At 44.7% G+C, this 15,417-nt stretch carries 10 protein-coding genes and 2 pseudogenes; all 12 read left to right on the top strand.

Going from position 1 to position 15,417, the window contains the following annotated elements:
- The first annotated feature begins 477 nt into the window (after positions 1 to 477).
- The 12 genes and pseudogenes from DWZ60_RS11735 (at position 478) to bilS (ending at position 15,322) form a co-directional block, all read left to right on the top strand.
- The gene (locus DWZ60_RS11735; protein WP_117510120.1) at positions 478 to 1,191 is read left to right on the top strand and encodes a metallophosphoesterase; all 714 of its coding nucleotides are present in this window, start codon (positions 478 to 480) and stop codon (positions 1,189 to 1,191) included.
- A 227-nt stretch (positions 1,192 to 1,418) separates the two neighbouring features.
- Positions 1,419 to 2,779, top strand: a pseudogene (locus DWZ60_RS20855) (MATE family efflux transporter).
- 343 nt (positions 2,780 to 3,122) lie between these two features.
- Complete coding sequence (locus DWZ60_RS11725; protein WP_119221670.1) at positions 3,123 to 4,427, top strand: substrate-binding domain-containing protein; 1,305 nt, start codon at positions 3,123 to 3,125, stop codon at positions 4,425 to 4,427.
- Between the two features lie 147 nt (positions 4,428 to 4,574).
- Positions 4,575 to 6,082: pseudogene (locus DWZ60_RS20850) on the top strand (sugar ABC transporter ATP-binding protein).
- 17 nt (positions 6,083 to 6,099) lie between these two features.
- A complete protein-coding gene (locus DWZ60_RS11715) occupies positions 6,100 to 7,752 on the top strand; it encodes a galactose/methyl galactoside ABC transporter permease MglC (RefSeq protein WP_119221669.1) in 1,653 nt (550 codons plus the stop codon).
- A gap of 170 nt (positions 7,753 to 7,922) precedes the next feature.
- Positions 7,923 to 9,521 carry a response regulator gene (locus tag DWZ60_RS11710; protein ID WP_119221668.1) on the top strand — a complete coding sequence of 533 codons (1,599 nt, stop codon included), beginning with the start codon at positions 7,923 to 7,925 and terminating at the stop codon, positions 9,519 to 9,521.
- 86 nt (positions 9,522 to 9,607) lie between these two features.
- Positions 9,608 to 11,443, top strand: a complete 1,836-nt coding sequence (locus tag DWZ60_RS11705) for a cache domain-containing sensor histidine kinase (protein ID WP_119221667.1) — start codon at positions 9,608 to 9,610, stop codon at positions 11,441 to 11,443.
- Positions 11,440 to 12,390, top strand: coding sequence for a substrate-binding domain-containing protein (locus tag DWZ60_RS11700; protein ID WP_117510114.1), 951 nt, complete (start codon positions 11,440 to 11,442; stop codon positions 12,388 to 12,390). The genes DWZ60_RS11705 and DWZ60_RS11700 overlap by 4 nt, the downstream gene beginning before the upstream one ends.
- A 183-nt stretch (positions 12,391 to 12,573) precedes the next feature.
- Entirely contained in the window at positions 12,574 to 13,452 is an 879-nt protein-coding gene (locus tag DWZ60_RS11695; protein WP_243038313.1) for a galactose ABC transporter substrate-binding protein, read from the top strand.
- A 119-nt stretch (positions 13,453 to 13,571) separates the two neighbouring features.
- Positions 13,572 to 14,144 carry a DUF6553 family protein gene (locus DWZ60_RS11690; protein WP_055228551.1) on the top strand — a complete coding sequence of 191 codons (573 nt, stop codon included), beginning with the start codon at positions 13,572 to 13,574 and terminating at the stop codon, positions 14,142 to 14,144.
- Positions 14,145 to 14,199: 55 nt separating this feature from the next.
- Positions 14,200 to 14,622, top strand: coding sequence for a PPC domain-containing DNA-binding protein (locus DWZ60_RS11685; RefSeq protein ID WP_117801656.1), 423 nt, complete (start codon positions 14,200 to 14,202; stop codon positions 14,620 to 14,622).
- A gap of 202 nt (positions 14,623 to 14,824) precedes the next feature.
- Positions 14,825 to 15,322, top strand: coding sequence for a flavodoxin family protein BilS (gene bilS / locus DWZ60_RS11680; protein WP_119221666.1), 498 nt, complete (start codon positions 14,825 to 14,827; stop codon positions 15,320 to 15,322).
- Positions 15,323 to 15,417 lie beyond the last annotated feature (95 nt).

Below are 15,417 nucleotides of genomic sequence, written 5' to 3'. Positions count from 1 at the left end.
GGAGTGCCCGAAATGCCATGCAGTTCATGACCGGGATACGAATGCAGGCATTAATATTCTGAAAAAAGCACTGCAGATGCAGTCTGCATAAAGATGAAAAGCTGTACCGTAGGGCATACGGGAACAGGATAAACATAGCTTGTGGACACTGTGTAAGACATTGCAGTACCGTAAGGTATTCGTCAATGCAGTGGTGGAAGAAACAAGAATCCCCCTGCTTTAGCTGTGGGGAGTGTCAAATCCAGGGAATCGGCATTTATGAGAAGACCGGTTCTTTTTGCCACCTGTCGTCTGCCAGTATATAAAATTATGAAAAAGATTGCGAGCCGCTGCAACTATTTCTCGGAAATCCTGTCTGTGGTGGTGCTATGAAACAGCAGTTCATTGGATTAAGACATTGCAAATGCGGTATCAGTTGGAAGATATCCGGACAAAGGGTGATATATCCAGTAGAATAGTATAAGAAGGTATGATGGTATGAAGATATTAGTAATTCCTGATGTTCATCTTAAACCGCAGATGTTTAAACAGGCTACAGCTCTTATGCATCAGGGAATTGCCGATCGAGCGGTATGTCTGATGGACATCCCTGATGATTGGGACAAGCAATATAATGTCGGACTTTATGAAGAAACTTATGATGAGGCTGTTCGGTTTGCAAAAGCATTTCCGGAAACAGCCTGGTGCTATGGGAATCACGATTTGAGTTATCTGTGGCATTGTCTGGAGAGCGGTTATAGCTCCATGGCTTCAATGACAGTGCAAAGAAAGTTGTTGGATTTGCGAGAGGCTGTTCCAGAAGATAATCCCATTAAATATGTTCAGAGAATAGACAATGTTCTCTTTTCTCATGGAGGCGTACTGAATTTCTTTGTAGAGGAATATGTTCCGCGAGCAAAATATAATGATGTGGATGCTGTGCTAGAGACGATTAATCAGCTCGGAAGAATCGAGATGTGGAATGATGCATCGCCGATCTGGCTGAGACCACAGCATTCAAAAATGAGATTATATAAGCCACGTAAGTTGTTGCAGGTTGTAGGTCATACACCTATGGATGCAATTACGAAAGAGGGAAATCTGATTAGCACGGATGTGTTTTCAACTTACAGAGATGGAAAGCCGATTGGAACAGAGGAGTTCCTCTTGCTCGATACAGTGACATGGGAATACTGCGGAATTAAGATGTAGAATCCGATACGTAATTGGATGCATATTATGTCTGCGTCTCAAATACGCTGCTTCTTTTTCATACTCTGTAATGGAAAACCAACGAAAATCTCTTTTTACCTCAAAAGAAAGTAATAGCCACCAAAAATATCGGAAAAACTTTGTGAAAAAATAGAATTGTGTTTCGCAAGGGTCCCCTGTAAAATAGCGGCAGGAGGAGAAAGAGAGAAAAGGAGCTTCTTAATCTTATGGGAACAAATGAAAAGAATATGACTGCGGGATCCCCCGGAAAACTGATCATAACGTTTGCCATACCACTGATGCTCGGAAATATTTTCCAGCAGTTTTATACGATGGCGGACACCATGATTGTTGGCCAGGTGGTAGGAGTAGAAGCGTTGGCGGCAGTAGGCGCCGGAGACTGGCTGGTCTGGCTGGTGCTGGGCATCATGACAGGTATCACACAGGGCTTTTCGATTCTTGTATCGCAGTACTATGGAGCAGGGGAAAAGGAAAATCTGAAATGTGCGGTGGCGAAAAGCTATATTATGACAGCATTACTGTCTGTGATTGTACTCGCAGTAAGTGAAGGAGCAGTTTATCACGTTCTTTTATTTTTGCAGACACCGGATAATGTTATTGATCTGACGATGCTATATTTACGGCTGATTTTTGCGGGAGTCCCGATTATAGCTGCCTATAATATCTTTGCGGCGATCCTGAGGGCACTTGGAAACAGCAGATCTCCATTGATTGCAATGACCGTGGCAGCAGTGATCAATGTGGGACTTGACCTGCTGTTTGTGGCAGTTTTTGGCTGGGGCGTAGCCGGAGCAGCCATAGCGACCGTTATTGCACAGGGATTTTCAGCCTTGTACTGTCTGCTTGTATTACGGAAAATCAGGATATCCGACTGGAAAAGGAGGATTTTTACAGGCAGCCGTCTATGAGTCTGCGGCTTTTGAAGCTGGGGACTCCTCTTGCCATACAGAACGTGATCATTTCTGTGGGAGGACTTACGGTGCAGTATGTGATCAATGGCTTTGGCTTTCTGTTTGTAGCCGGATTTACGGCAACGAACAAGCTGTATGGAATTTTGGAGATGGCAGCCGTTTCCTATGGATATGCGATTACAACGTATGTAGGGCAGAATCTTGGCGCAAAGAAATATCAGAGAATCCGAAAAGGTGTGCGCAGCGGTACCTATATGGCAGTGCTCACTTCTGTTTTCATTTCCGGTATGATGGTGCTGATTGGGCGTAATATATTGTCTCTGTTTGTATCCGGTGAACCGGAGCAGATCCGACAGGTGTTAGATATTGCATATAAGTATTTGTTTATCATGGCTGTCTTTTTGTGGATACTGTATTTGCTGCATGTGTATCGTTCCGCGATCCAGGGGCTGGGCAATACTTTGATTCCGCTTGCCAGCGGCATTGCGGAATTTGTGATGCGTGTCAGCGTTGCGCTGCTGCTGCCGAAATGGATCGGCGAAGAGGGAATATACTATGCCGAGATCTGTGCATGGAGCAGTGCAGCTGTTTTACTGATCATAAGCTATATGATTCTGATGCGAAAATATAAAGATGCTAAAACGTCAGAAAGCTGATGCAGTCTCGCCTGCAAGAGGATTTTAGAGCTCTTACCCCACTTAAAGCATAAGTAAGAAATAATACAAAAAAAGCAGTGCTGCAGAACGCAAACTACAGGAAACAGATTGGAAGGCGTACCCGAGGTACGACGAAAATCTGTCATGCAGTAATTTGCGCTCTGTGGGACTGCTTTTTTGCATGATTCTTGGAGTTTTGGGGAATTACGACAAGAAATAACCAAAAATTTCAATAACTAATCCAAAAATATTCTATTTTTTTTCAGTCCTCTTGTGATTATAATGAATTCATCAGCTAGGAACGAAGCGAATCTAGCAAAATCACCAAACGGGAGGAATAAAAATGAAAAGAAAAGCATTAGCAGCAATTATGGCAGTAGCTATGGCAGTATCCATGGCTGGTTGTGGAGGATCCACATCAGAGTCTAAAGATTCTACCCAGAAAACAGAAACAGCAGATTCTACGGCATCAACGGGCGGAAGCGTAGAAAACAAGGACAAACCTCTGTGCTGGTTCAACCGTCAGCCATCCAGCAGTGCTACCGGCGAACTGGACAAAGATGCTCTGAACTTCAACGGAAATACTTATTATGTAGGTTTCGATGCAAATCAGGGTGCTGAGCTGCAGGGACAGATGGTTCTGGATTACATCAAGAAAAACGCAGACACGATCGACAGAAACGGTGACGGCGTAATCGGATATGTTCTGGCAATCGGTGATATCGGACATAACGATTCTATCGCTCGTACACGTGGTGTTCGTTCCGCACTTGGAACAGGTGTAGATGCAGACGGCGGAGTAGATTCTACACCAGCCGGAACAAACGTAGATGGAAAAGCAAAGGTTGTGCAGGATGCAACTCTGGATGTAGACGGAAAAACATATACCATCCGTGAGCTGGCTTCTCAGGAAATGAAAAACTCAGCAGGTGCAACATGGGATGCTGCAACAGCTGGTAACGCGATCGGAACATGGACAGCTTCCTTCGGTGATCAGATCGATGTTGTAGTTTCCAATAACGATGGTATGGGAATGTCTATGTTCAACGCATGGGCAAAAGATAATAAAGTTCCTACCTTCGGTTACGATGCAAACAGCGATGCTGTAGCAGCAATCGCTGAAGGATACGGCGGAACAATTTCTCAGCATGCAGACGTTCAGGCTTACCTGACACTGAGAGTTCTGCGTAACGCACTGGACGGTGTAGACATTGATACCGGTATCGGTACAGCAGATGAAGCCGGCAACTGCCTGACAGAGGGTGAAGATTACAGATACAGCGAAGAAGAGAGATCTTACTACGCATTAAATATTGCTGTAACAGCCGATAACTATAACGATTTCACAGATTCCACAAAAGTTTACGATAAAGTTGCAAAACAGCTGGATGAAAGCAAGAGCCCATCCAAAAAAGTATGGCTGAATATCTACAACGCATCGGATAACTTCCTGAGCTCTACCTATCAGCCACTGCTGGAGAAATATGATGATCTGCTGAACCTGAAGATAGATTACATCGGTGGAGACGGACAGACAGAGTCCAATATCACAAACCGTCTTGGAAACCCGAGCGAGTATGATGCTTTTGCAATTAACATGGTTAAGACCGATAATGCAGCAGCATATACATCACTTCTCTCCAAATAATTTGAGACAGAATAAGAGTGTAAATGGTAACGATTCGGAGCCATGCGAAATCGAGATGAGGTCTCTGAATTGTTACCGTAAATGAATGAAATTATAGAGGGGTGTCAGCAATGATACCCTTCTTTATTAAGAAAAGGAAGCGCAGCTATGACAGATGATAAGAATAAATATATCTTATCGATTAACGGCATGAGCAAATCGTTCGGTAGAAATAAGGTTCTGAAACATATCAGCATGAATGTCAAACCTGGAACCATTATGGGACTGATGGGTGAAAACGGTGCCGGAAAATCGACAATGATGAAATGCCTCTTTGGAACCTATCAGAAAGATGAAGGAACCATCGTACTGGACGGAAAAGAAGTAAATTTTTCCGGTCCGAAGGATGCACTGGAAAACGGAGTGGCGATGGTACACCAGGAGTTGAACCAGTGTCTTGAAAGAAGTGTTGTAGATAACATGTTCCTTGGAAGATACCCAAAGAATTCCGTTGGAGTGATCGACGAAGGAAGAATGAAAAAAGAAACATCAGACCTGTTCAGAAAGCTGGGAATTACAGTTGATCTGACGCAGCCAATGAAGAAAATGTCTGTATCTCAGAGGCAGATGTGTGAGATCGCAAAAGCGATTTCCTATCATTCAAAAGTCATTGTACTGGATGAACCTACATCATCCCTGACTGCACCGGAGGTTGAAAAACTCTTTAAGATGATGCGTCAGCTGAAGGCACAGGGAATTGCTCTGATCTACATTTCACATAAAATGGATGAAATATTTGAAATCTGTGACGAAATATCCGTACTGCGAGACGGTAGTCTGGTCATGACCAAGCCAAGTAAAGAAACGGATATGAACGAACTGATCGCCGCCATGGTTGGACGTTCTCTGGACAACAGATTTCCGCCTGTAGACAATACACCGGGAGAAACGATTCTTTCCGTACAGAATATATCAACAAAATATGCACCGAAACTGCAGAACATCTCTTTTGATATCAAAAAGGAGAAATTTTCGGATTCTATGGTCTGGTTGGTGCCGGTCGTACGGAACTTCTGGAGACAATCTTCGGAATTCGTACAAAAGCAGAAGGAAATATCGTATATGATGGAAAAGTACTGAACTTCTCCTCCCCGAAGGATGCTATGGATCACGGATTTGCTCTGATTACAGAGGAAAGAAAAGCCAATGGTCTGTTCCTGAAGGGCGATATTACATTCAATACTACCATTGCAAACATGAAGCATTATAAGAGCGGAGTCGCATTATCGCATGACAAGATGGTGCGTGCAACGGCTGAAGAAATCAAGATCATGCATACAAAATGTATGGGACCGGATGATATGATCGCCAACCTTTCCGGTGGTAATCAGCAGAAGGTCATCTTTGGTAAATGGCTGGAGCGTTCACCGAGCGTATTCATGATGGATGACCCGACACGAGGAATTGATGTTGGAGCAAAATATGAAATTTATGAACTGATTATCAATATGGCGAAACAGGGAAAAACAATCATCGTTGTTTCTTCCGAAATGCCGGAGATTCTTGGTATTACCAACCGAATCGGTGTTATGTCTAACGGACGTCTGGCCGGAATCGTAAATACCAAAGAAACAAACCAGGAAGAATTATTGAGACTCAGTGCTAAATACCTGTAACAGGAGGAAAATTGGAAATGGCAGAAAACAGCGTTATTATTTCGTCGGAAGAAGAAGCAAAGCTTTTGAAGCCGATCGATGAATATGTGGAAGAAATCCAGAAAAAAATCGATGCATTACGTGCAGACGGCTTTGACAAAGTGAGCGATCTGAAAAAACAGATCGCGATCGCAAAAGAAAACAAGAACTTATCCGCAACACAGAGAGATAAGATCATTGAAAACAGCAAAAAAGAGCTGGAAAATGCAAAAAAAGTAGAAGCAGACAACAAAGAAGAAATCAAAAAGCTGATCACAGAGGCAGAAAGCTATCTGGCTGCGCATTACAAAAAGGATTATTACGACGTAGTAAACAAAAGCTGCAAAGCTGCAAAAGCAGAAGAAAACAGCAGATATGAGAAGGTCAAAGCAGATCTAAAGAGCGAGCATCAGAAAAAGGTTGCTTCTCTGAAGGGTGCAGAAGAGATTAAGGCTGAGAAATATGTGCTCAAAAATAAATTGTTTGATGCACAGATGGCTCACGAATCGAAGCTTCAGGAGATCAAGGACAGAAGACATGAAGCATTCATGCATAAATATCACCTGATCGACCTGTTGCGGGCTTCCAAATTTACATTCCCGCAGCAGAGAATACAGAAACTGGAAAATTACAGATATACCTTCGATTTATCTCAGTTCCTGTACAAAAACGGTCTGTATATTGTAATCATTCTGATCTTCATCGCACTGTGTATCATCACACCGATCGTTAAAAATACACAGCTGCTGACTGTTACCAACATCCTGAATATCTTACAGCAGGCATCCCCGCGTATGTTCCTTGCACTTGGTGTTGCCGGTCTGATCCTGTTAACAGGTACCGACCTTTCCGTGGGACGTATGGTTGGTATGGGTATGGTTACAGCAACCATCATCATGCATAACGGAATCAATACAGGTGCCGTATTCGGACATGTATTTGACTTCTCCGCTATGCCTGCTACAGCGAAAGCACTGTTTGCACTGTTAATGTGTGTAATCCTTACGACAGCATTTGCCATGATTGCCGGATTCTTCATGGCGAGATTCAAAATGCATCCGTTTATCTCTACCATGGCGAACATGCTGATCATCTTCGGTCTGGTTACCTATGCGACCAAGGGTGTATCCTTCGGTGCGATTGATTCTGCCATCCCGAATACTTTCATTCCGCAGATCGGAAAATTCCCGACCATCATTCTGTGGGCTGTTGCAGCAGTTGCCATTGTATGGTTTATCTGGAACAAAACAACTTTTGGCAAAAACCTGTATGCGGTAGGTGGAAACCCGGAAGCGGCAGCAGTATCCGGTATCTCTGTATTTAAAGTAACAATGGGAGCATTTATGCTGGCAGGTATCCTGTATGGCTTCGGTTCCTGGCTGGAATGTAACCGTATGGTTGGTTCCGGTAGTGCAGCTTACGGACAGGGATGGGATATGGATGCCATCGCAGCCTGCGTAGTTGGTGGCGTATCCTTTACCGGTGGTATCGGTAAGATTTCCGGAGTTGTAACCGGTGTACTGATCTTTACCTCCCTGACATACGCCCTGACGATTCTGGGTATTGATACCAACCTTCAGTTCATCTTCGAAGGTATCATTATTCTGGCAGCCGTAACACTTGACTGTCTGAAATATGTACAGAAAAAATAATGAAATATTCATAAACCGATAGAATATAAGACAGCCCGGTCGTCCGATGGATGACCAGGGCGGTCTTTTATTCTGTTTTGGCAAATTTTTGTAACTATTCATTCAATAGAGAGCAATCTTCTGCTATAATGAAGGAACAATAATATGCTCCGGAAAACAGGAGGATAAGGATGGAACAATATAAAGTGATTCTTGTCGATGATGAAGTAGAGGTCATCGAGGTTATGAAAAAAAAGATCCGTTGGAATGATCTGGGATTTGACGTAGTGGGAAGTGCCACCAACGGTGTGAAGGCCTTGGAGCTGGTGGAAAAACTTCAGCCGGATGTGGTACTGACGGACATTAAAATGCCTTACATGGATGGGCTGGAGCTGGCAAGAAAACTGAACCAGGACTATCCCAATATTTACATTATGCTTTGCACCGGTTTTGACGAATTTGAATATGCGAAAGAGGCCGTCCATCTGGAGATCAAGGAATATATGCTGAAACCCATCAGCGCCACCGAACTGTCAGAAAGCCTGATGAAGCTGAAAACCACACTGGACAGGGAACGGGAAGAAAAGTTAAATGTAAAAAAACTGGAAGACTATTTCCAGGAGGTATTACCAAAGCTGCAGTCCAATTTCTTTATTTCCCTGATCGAGGGAAGGGTCAGAGAAGAGGATTATGAACGATTCCTTTTGGACTATCGGGTGGATATGAAGGGACCTTTGTTTTGCTGCATGATTTTTCATACCTCGGAAAATGATGTGCCGGAGGGCATGAATCCCTTATTGTTATCCATGTCCGTGGAACGTGAGATCAAACAGCGGCTGATGGAGAACTGTAATTGTCAGGAGTTCATCTATATGGGTAATACCATTCTGATTATGGAACTCCATTCAGAAGATGAGATAGCTCAATTGACGGACAAGTGTGACCGGTTCTGCCGCTGGGCATGGAGAATTATGGGAGCGGCGGTTACCGCAGGGGTCGGAACCGTCTGCAACAATCTGTACGATATCAGTATTTCCTACGAGGGAGCCAGAGAGGCGGTATCCTACCGTGTCCTGTACGGAACGAAACGAGCCATCAATATCGCAGAGATTGTTCCCAAAGAGTCAAAAAAGGCGGTTCCCTTAGAAGAAACAAAGATGCAGGAGCTGTTTCGTGCTATCCATGTAGGGGATCAGGAAAAGATCCGGAAAGAAGCCATCAAAGAGACAGAAAAGCTCCATAAGAATGCAGCCACCATCAGCCAGTACAATCTGGCCACCATGGAGATTGTCAGCGGCTTTTTCAAATTTTGTGCCAATAATTCCATGGATTTCAATGAAATTTCCGGAAATGTACAGAATCTTTACGAAAGAGTGACTCAGCTGGATGAAAGCTCTATGACAAACTGGATCATCAATATGTCTATGGCGATCAGCGAAAAACTGAGAAGTACCAGAAACAGTACCTCCAGACGGATCATCACCGATGCGCAGAACATCGTAAAAGACAGATATATGGAACCGGCGCTCTCGCTGGATGATGTGTGCGCAGATCTTGGGGTGTCCAATTCTTACTTTTCGTCCATCTTTAAAAAGGAAACCGGTCAGTCTTTTGTTTCCTATCTTACCGATTACCGAATGGACAGGGCAGAAGAAATGGTGCTGAACACCGATGAAAAAAGTTATAAGATCGCAGAAAAAGTGGGATATCAGGATGCGAACTACTTCAGCTATGTATTCAAAAAGAAATTCGGTGTTTCCCCTTCCAAATACAGAGCTTCCGGAAAATAAAAAGACGGAAAGCAGAAAGAACAAGCACAGAAAGACTCCGAGAGTACATCAGGCAGAAAAGAGGGAACAGGTGAAAGGGAAAATACATGAAAGATAGAAAAAGAAAGCCGGATTCCCGGAAGAATATCGTATTTAATATACAGTCGATCATCCTGTCTGTCCTTATGGCGATTTCACTGGTTACGATCATTGTAATGGGATTGCTGCTTTACCATCGATTCAAGCTGGCTCTGGAAAAAACAGCGGTAGACAACACGGAAGCTACCGTGGAGGCTACCGTAGACCGGTTAAATGCAGATCTGCTGGATATCCGGCAGATCCTGAACGGGGCAAACTACAACGTAGTCCAGCAGTTTGATATATCCAGCCGGGAATTCTCGGAGCAGTTCAGTCTGCTCTATGAGACCAATTCCGATAAGATTCAGAGCCTGGCGTTGTATGATCCCAAAGGAAATCTGATCGCATCGGAGCCGGTGGCGGCAGAAAAGAAAAACGTGAAGGTGCAGACACAGGAATGGTACAAAAATGCGGAAGATGCCATTGAAAATATACACTTTTCCACACCGCATATCCAGGAGCTGTTTGAGGATGGATCCTATCGGTACCAATGGGTTGTTTCCCTGAGCAGGTATGTAGATGTCAACAAGGGAGAGACACCGGAAACCGGTATTCTTTTGCTGGATATGAAATATTCTGTGATCAGGGACGTGATGAAACAGATCAATGACTGTTCCGGCGGAATCTACTATTATCTGACCAGTCAGGACGGAGAGATGATCTATCATCCACGGGGAACGGAGTTAAACCGCGGATTATTTGAAGAAAACAGTCTGGACGCGGCAAAATACGAGGACGGAACCTACGAGATCCGTTCCGGCGGTCAGAACGAGACCGTGATCGTCGGCAGCGTAGCCTATACAGGCTGGAAGATGATCGGTGTTGTGCCGGAGAGTGTGCAGGCGGCAAACTACAAGAACTTCCGTTACTATGTATTTGCTACTGTTCTGGTTCTTCTGGTCATGCTTTTGGAGGGAAACCAGCTGGTTTCCCGGAAGATATCCAAACCGATCCGGGAGCTGGATGCTTCCGTCAAGGCCCACGAGGCAGGAGGAAAACCGGATATCTATATCGGCGGCTCCTCGGAGATCCGCCATTTGGGACATTCTGTGCAGAAGTCCTATGAACAGATCGAAAAACTGATGGACGAGATCATCCGGCAGCAAAATGAACGAAGAAAAAGTGAACTGGATGCCCTGCAAAGCCAGATCAACCCCCATTTTCTGTATAATACACTGGAGTCCATCACATGGATGGTGGAAGCCCAGGAAAATGAAGCAGCGGTTCGTATGATTTCCGAACTGGCAAAATTACTTCGTGTCAGTCTGTCACGGGGTAAGACCATCATTCCCATTAAGGATGAGCTGCAGCACAGCAGAAGCTATATGAATATCCAGCTGGCCCGGTACAAAGAGCGGTTTAAAACAGAATTCCGGATTGAGGAAGAGATTGAAAACTACTGCATTGTAAAGCTGGTGATCCAGCCTATCCTGGAAAATGCCATCTATTATGGCGTTGGCAATATGGATGAGGATGATGGCGGCATGATCATCGTCAGCGGAAAAAAGAAAGACGAGGACATTCTGATCACCATCGAAGACAATGGGATGGGCATGCGGGAAGAAGTCCTGGAAAATATTCTGACGGATAACAGCAAGGTTCCGAAGCATGGTTCCGGTGTGGGTGTGATCAATGTGCATTCCAGAATCCGGCTGATGTTTGGCGAAGAATACGGACTTTCCATAGAAAGCGAACCGGACGAAGGAACAAGGGTTACGATCCGTATTCCGGCAATCCCATATACACCGGAAAACGCAGAAGCATTGGAATTACAAAAATACATACAGAGGAGACCGGGCGGATGAAAAAGAACAGAATGAAATTTCTTATAATTGAGTTTCTTTTGCTGCTGCTGGCAGTATTCTTTGTATGGAAAATTTTCGATCAGAACGTAGCAGAGCCCCGGATTGCGGTGATTCTTCCGGAGTCCGGTGACAAACGCTGGGATGCCCTGATCAAGGGAATGAAGCAGGCTGCGGCAGAGAACAACGTTCATATGATCATCTGCAATACGGAAGAGATCGACGGGCCGGAGGCGGAAAGAGAATTTATCAGGGAACAGAAGGACAACGATATTGATGGCTTTATCATATATCCGGCACCCGGTCATGAGACGGAAAATATGCTGAAAAAAGAGTGTGGAAATAAACCGTATCTGCTGATTGCAGATGGTCTGGCGGTAAAAGAAGGGAAAACTGCCAGTCCCACGATCCAGCCGGATTACCGGGAGATCGGAAGATGGCTGGGAGAACGGCTGAGAACAAAAAAGCAGAAGATCGGAATTATCGCCGACTGGAAAATGTCCGAGGCTGTACAGGCGGAGATTTGTGGATTGAACGAGGCGCTGGAAGGCAGCGAAAGCAAGATCAGCTGGTGTATTTACCGGAGAAAAGAACAGGACATTGTGGAGCGGATGAAGAAGGAAACAGAGGCGGATGCTCTTGTCATCCTGGATGAAGGAATATTGGAAGAGTTTGGAGAGCAGGCAGAAAATGGAACATACGAGGGCGCGGAGCTCTATGGAGTGGGTTACAGTCTGAAGACGATTGCACTTCTGGATAACGGAAACATTCAGGGGCTGGCTGTGCCGGACGGATATGAAATCGGCTATAAAAGTGTGGAAGAAATAACCAAAAGGATCGAGCACAGGTCTTATAAAATGCAAGGATATATAACCGAATATCAGGTACTTGGCAAGGAAAATTTCTCTATGGACGAAGATTTAGAAAGGTTTTTATATTCCTATGAATAAAAAGAAAAGAAGGGTGGCAGTATTATTATCTGCCACGATAGGGAGTGCGGTGCTTGTGCTGTCGGGGTGTTCCGGCAAGTCGGACCAGACAGAGAAAACCCTGCGGGTCGGAGTGATAACCTACACGCAGGATGATCCTTTATCAATGGACTGACGGATGAACTGAAGGCGCAGCTGAAAGCCATGGAAAACAAAGAACGAAGGATTATCGTATCGACAAAAAGCGGAAACGACGATCAGCAGGAACAGAACGAAAAGGTGGAAGAGATGATTGATGCCGGCTGTGATGTGCTCTGTATCAATCTTGTGGACCGGACAGCTCCGTCCCGGATCATCCGAATGGCAAGGAATGAAGACATTCCTGTGATCTTCTTTAACAGGGAACCGGTAAGAGAAGACCTGATGCAGTGGGAAAAGCTGTATTATGTGGGCTGTGATGCAGAACAGTCCGGGATCATGCAGGGTGAGATCGCAGCAGAATACATCAACAGCCATCCGGAAGTCGATAAAAACAAGGACGGAAAGATCCAATATGTGCTTCTGGAAGGAGAAGCGGGCCATCAGGATGCCATCAGCAGAACGGAATATTCCGTAAAGACACTGATGAAAAAAGATGTTATACTGGAAAAGCTAAGTTATCAGTTAGCGGACTGGAACCGGGGACAGGCGGAAAACCGCATGAACCGTCTGATCAGCCAGTACGGAAAAAAGATTGAACTTGTTATGTCCAACAACGATGAGATGGCACTTGGGGCTGTGGAGGCCTATCGGAAAGCAGGCTATGTCCGTGAAGAATGGCCGGTGATCTTCGGAATTGATGGCCTGGAAGAGGCTCTGGAAGCCGTAAAGGCAGGAGAGATGCAGGGCAGCATCCTAAATGACAGAGTGGATCAGGCAAAGAAAATGGCGAAAATGGCAGTGGAGCTGTTCGAGGGAGAGGAATTTGACCAGGAAAGCCTGAAAGAAGGCCGGTATTATTTTTCAGAATATCAGAAGGTAGACGGCAGCAACATCGATGAGTACCTGAACGCAGAAGAGACGATTTCCCACTCCGAAATGTAAGCAGGAAGACTGCGTTTGCAGGCAGAAAGAGTAAGTAAAGACGTGTCTTTATTTTAAACCAATCAAGCAAGCAGCGAAGCGGATTGCGAATATCCGACTGACAGAATGAGGAAAAACAGATGGAACATACATGGACCAAAGATTTTTATCAGGAGACAGATCCGGCAAAACGGCAGCAGATCTTAAAAGAATATATCGGAGAGGAGGAAGCCTGGGAAGAAGAATACCGGGCTCGGCTCTGGACGGCCCGATACGGACAACGCAGGCTCCAGAAGGATGAATTTGTCAAATGCCTGATGGAACTGAAGTATCTGGCGGAAGGAACCTCTCTGGATCCGGGAGGCGACAGAAGAAAGATGGGAGCCCGGATTCTCTCTACGTTGTGCCTGGCGGAAGCCATGCAGTCAGATGAGGGATACCAGAAAATTCTTGCAGATGAACTGTACAATGTATTCCTGAAATTTATTCAGGTCAGCAGAGGAGGCAGAGGATTTACCTCTCTGGTATTCGGCATGGGACAATTGTCCGAAGAAGGAATCGCGAAAAAAATCGCCGAACAGATCAGTGTGATCGCGTTCAAGGCACCACGCCTGCTTCACATGGAAAAAGAATTCACCCTGCTCCGGGAAGCCGCCCTCCGGGCATATCGGCAGGAGTATCCGAACAGGGAGCATTTCCTGAACAAATATTGAGATGATTGCAGGAAATATCTGAAAAGTGGCAGACGGAAAGAGAAAGGAGAACAAAATGGAATACAGAAAATTTGACAATGTCATAGTAGCAAGGATTGACAAAGACGAGGAAATACTGGAGCAGCTGAAGGTAATTGCCATAAAGGAGAATATAAAGCTTGCCAGTATCCAGGCTCTTGGAGCGATCAACGATTTCACAGTTGGAGTATATAAGACAGACAAAAAGAAATATGATGCAAACAGCTTCCAAGGGTATTATGAAATTACATCACTGACAGGTACAATCAATACAATGGACGGAGAATATTATGCACACCTTCATATGAGCGCCGGAAATCAGAACGGCGAGGTGGTTGGAGGACACCTGAACAGAGCGATTGTCAGTGCAACCTGTGAGATGGTCATCACGGTAATTGGCGGAAGAGTGGACAGAGTTCATGATGAAGAAACCGGACTTAATATTTTTAAGTTTAACTGAAGCTGCAAAGCAGCTATTCGGTTATGAGCAAGTAGCGAAGCGGATTGCGAATATCCGCTTGACTTAAAAGCCTGAGAGGAAATAGTGAGAAGCAACATCGGGATGCAGCGTAAGCGAAATCGAGATGTGATCTGAAGAGATAATACAATTTACAAAAAAGTGGATTTTCCACATAAATACCTGAACTGGAGGTGTATGGGCTATGATAAAAGAACATTATTCGATCCTGTTTTGCAGCTTAACGGGTAATACAAAGAAGCTGGCTGATGTAATCTATGAAACGTTGCCAAAGGACAAATGCGATTATTTTGGCACAAACGATTCGCAGGTACCGCAATCCGACGTATGCTATATCGGATTTTGGACGGACAAAGGGAATGCGGACCAAAAGACATTAGAATTGTTGTCGAAATTAAAAAATAAAAAGATTTTCCTGTTTGGAACAGCTGGATTTGGCGGAAGTGATGCCTATTTTGAAAAGATTCTCGGACAAGTCAAACAGTCGATCGATGCAAGCAATACGGTCATCGGTGAGTATATGTGCCAGGGAAAGATGCCACAGTCTGTGCGCGAACGGTATATGAAAATGAAAGAAAACCTGGAACATCCGGCCAATCTTGATCTGCTGATTCAGAATTTTGACCGTGCTTTGTCACATCCGGACAGCGAAGATTTGGAAAGACTGAAAAAGTCATTATGAGATAGAAAAGTATGTTGTGCTTGATAAAAATAATCAGATAAGAGCAAAATTCGCGAAATGATTGCAATGGGTCGTCAAATGGAATAGAATGGAGA

Source organism: Blautia sp. AF34-10, from assembly GCF_003477865.1.
Classification (GTDB): domain Bacteria; phylum Bacillota; class Clostridia; order Lachnospirales; family Lachnospiraceae; genus Fusicatenibacter; species Fusicatenibacter saccharivorans.
The sequence above is the reverse complement of the archived record's forward strand: the minus strand, read 5'-3'. Positions and strand labels throughout refer to the sequence as shown.

Excerpts from the sequence above, each read along its gene's own strand:
- DWZ60_RS11695 (WP_243038313.1), top strand. The coding sequence starts at position 12,574 with ATGGAAAACAAAGAACGAAGGATTATCGTATCGACAAAAAGCGGAAAC.
- DWZ60_RS11690 (WP_055228551.1), top strand. The coding sequence starts at position 13,572 with ATGGAACATACATGGACCAAAGATTTTTATCAGGAGACAGATCCGGCA.
- DWZ60_RS11735 (WP_117510120.1), top strand. The coding sequence starts at position 478 with ATGAAGATATTAGTAATTCCTGATGTTCATCTTAAACCGCAGATGTTT.
- DWZ60_RS11710 (WP_119221668.1), top strand. The coding sequence starts at position 7,923 with ATGGAACAATATAAAGTGATTCTTGTCGATGATGAAGTAGAGGTCATC.
- DWZ60_RS11700 (WP_117510114.1), top strand. The coding sequence starts at position 11,440 with ATGAAAAAGAACAGAATGAAATTTCTTATAATTGAGTTTCTTTTGCTG.
- DWZ60_RS11685 (WP_117801656.1), top strand. The coding sequence starts at position 14,200 with ATGGAATACAGAAAATTTGACAATGTCATAGTAGCAAGGATTGACAAA.
- DWZ60_RS11705 (WP_119221667.1), top strand. The coding sequence starts at position 9,608 with ATGAAAGATAGAAAAAGAAAGCCGGATTCCCGGAAGAATATCGTATTT.
- DWZ60_RS11725 (WP_119221670.1), top strand. The coding sequence starts at position 3,123 with ATGAAAAGAAAAGCATTAGCAGCAATTATGGCAGTAGCTATGGCAGTA.
- bilS (WP_119221666.1), top strand. The coding sequence starts at position 14,825 with ATGATAAAAGAACATTATTCGATCCTGTTTTGCAGCTTAACGGGTAAT.
- DWZ60_RS11715 (WP_119221669.1), top strand. The coding sequence starts at position 6,100 with ATGGCAGAAAACAGCGTTATTATTTCGTCGGAAGAAGAAGCAAAGCTT.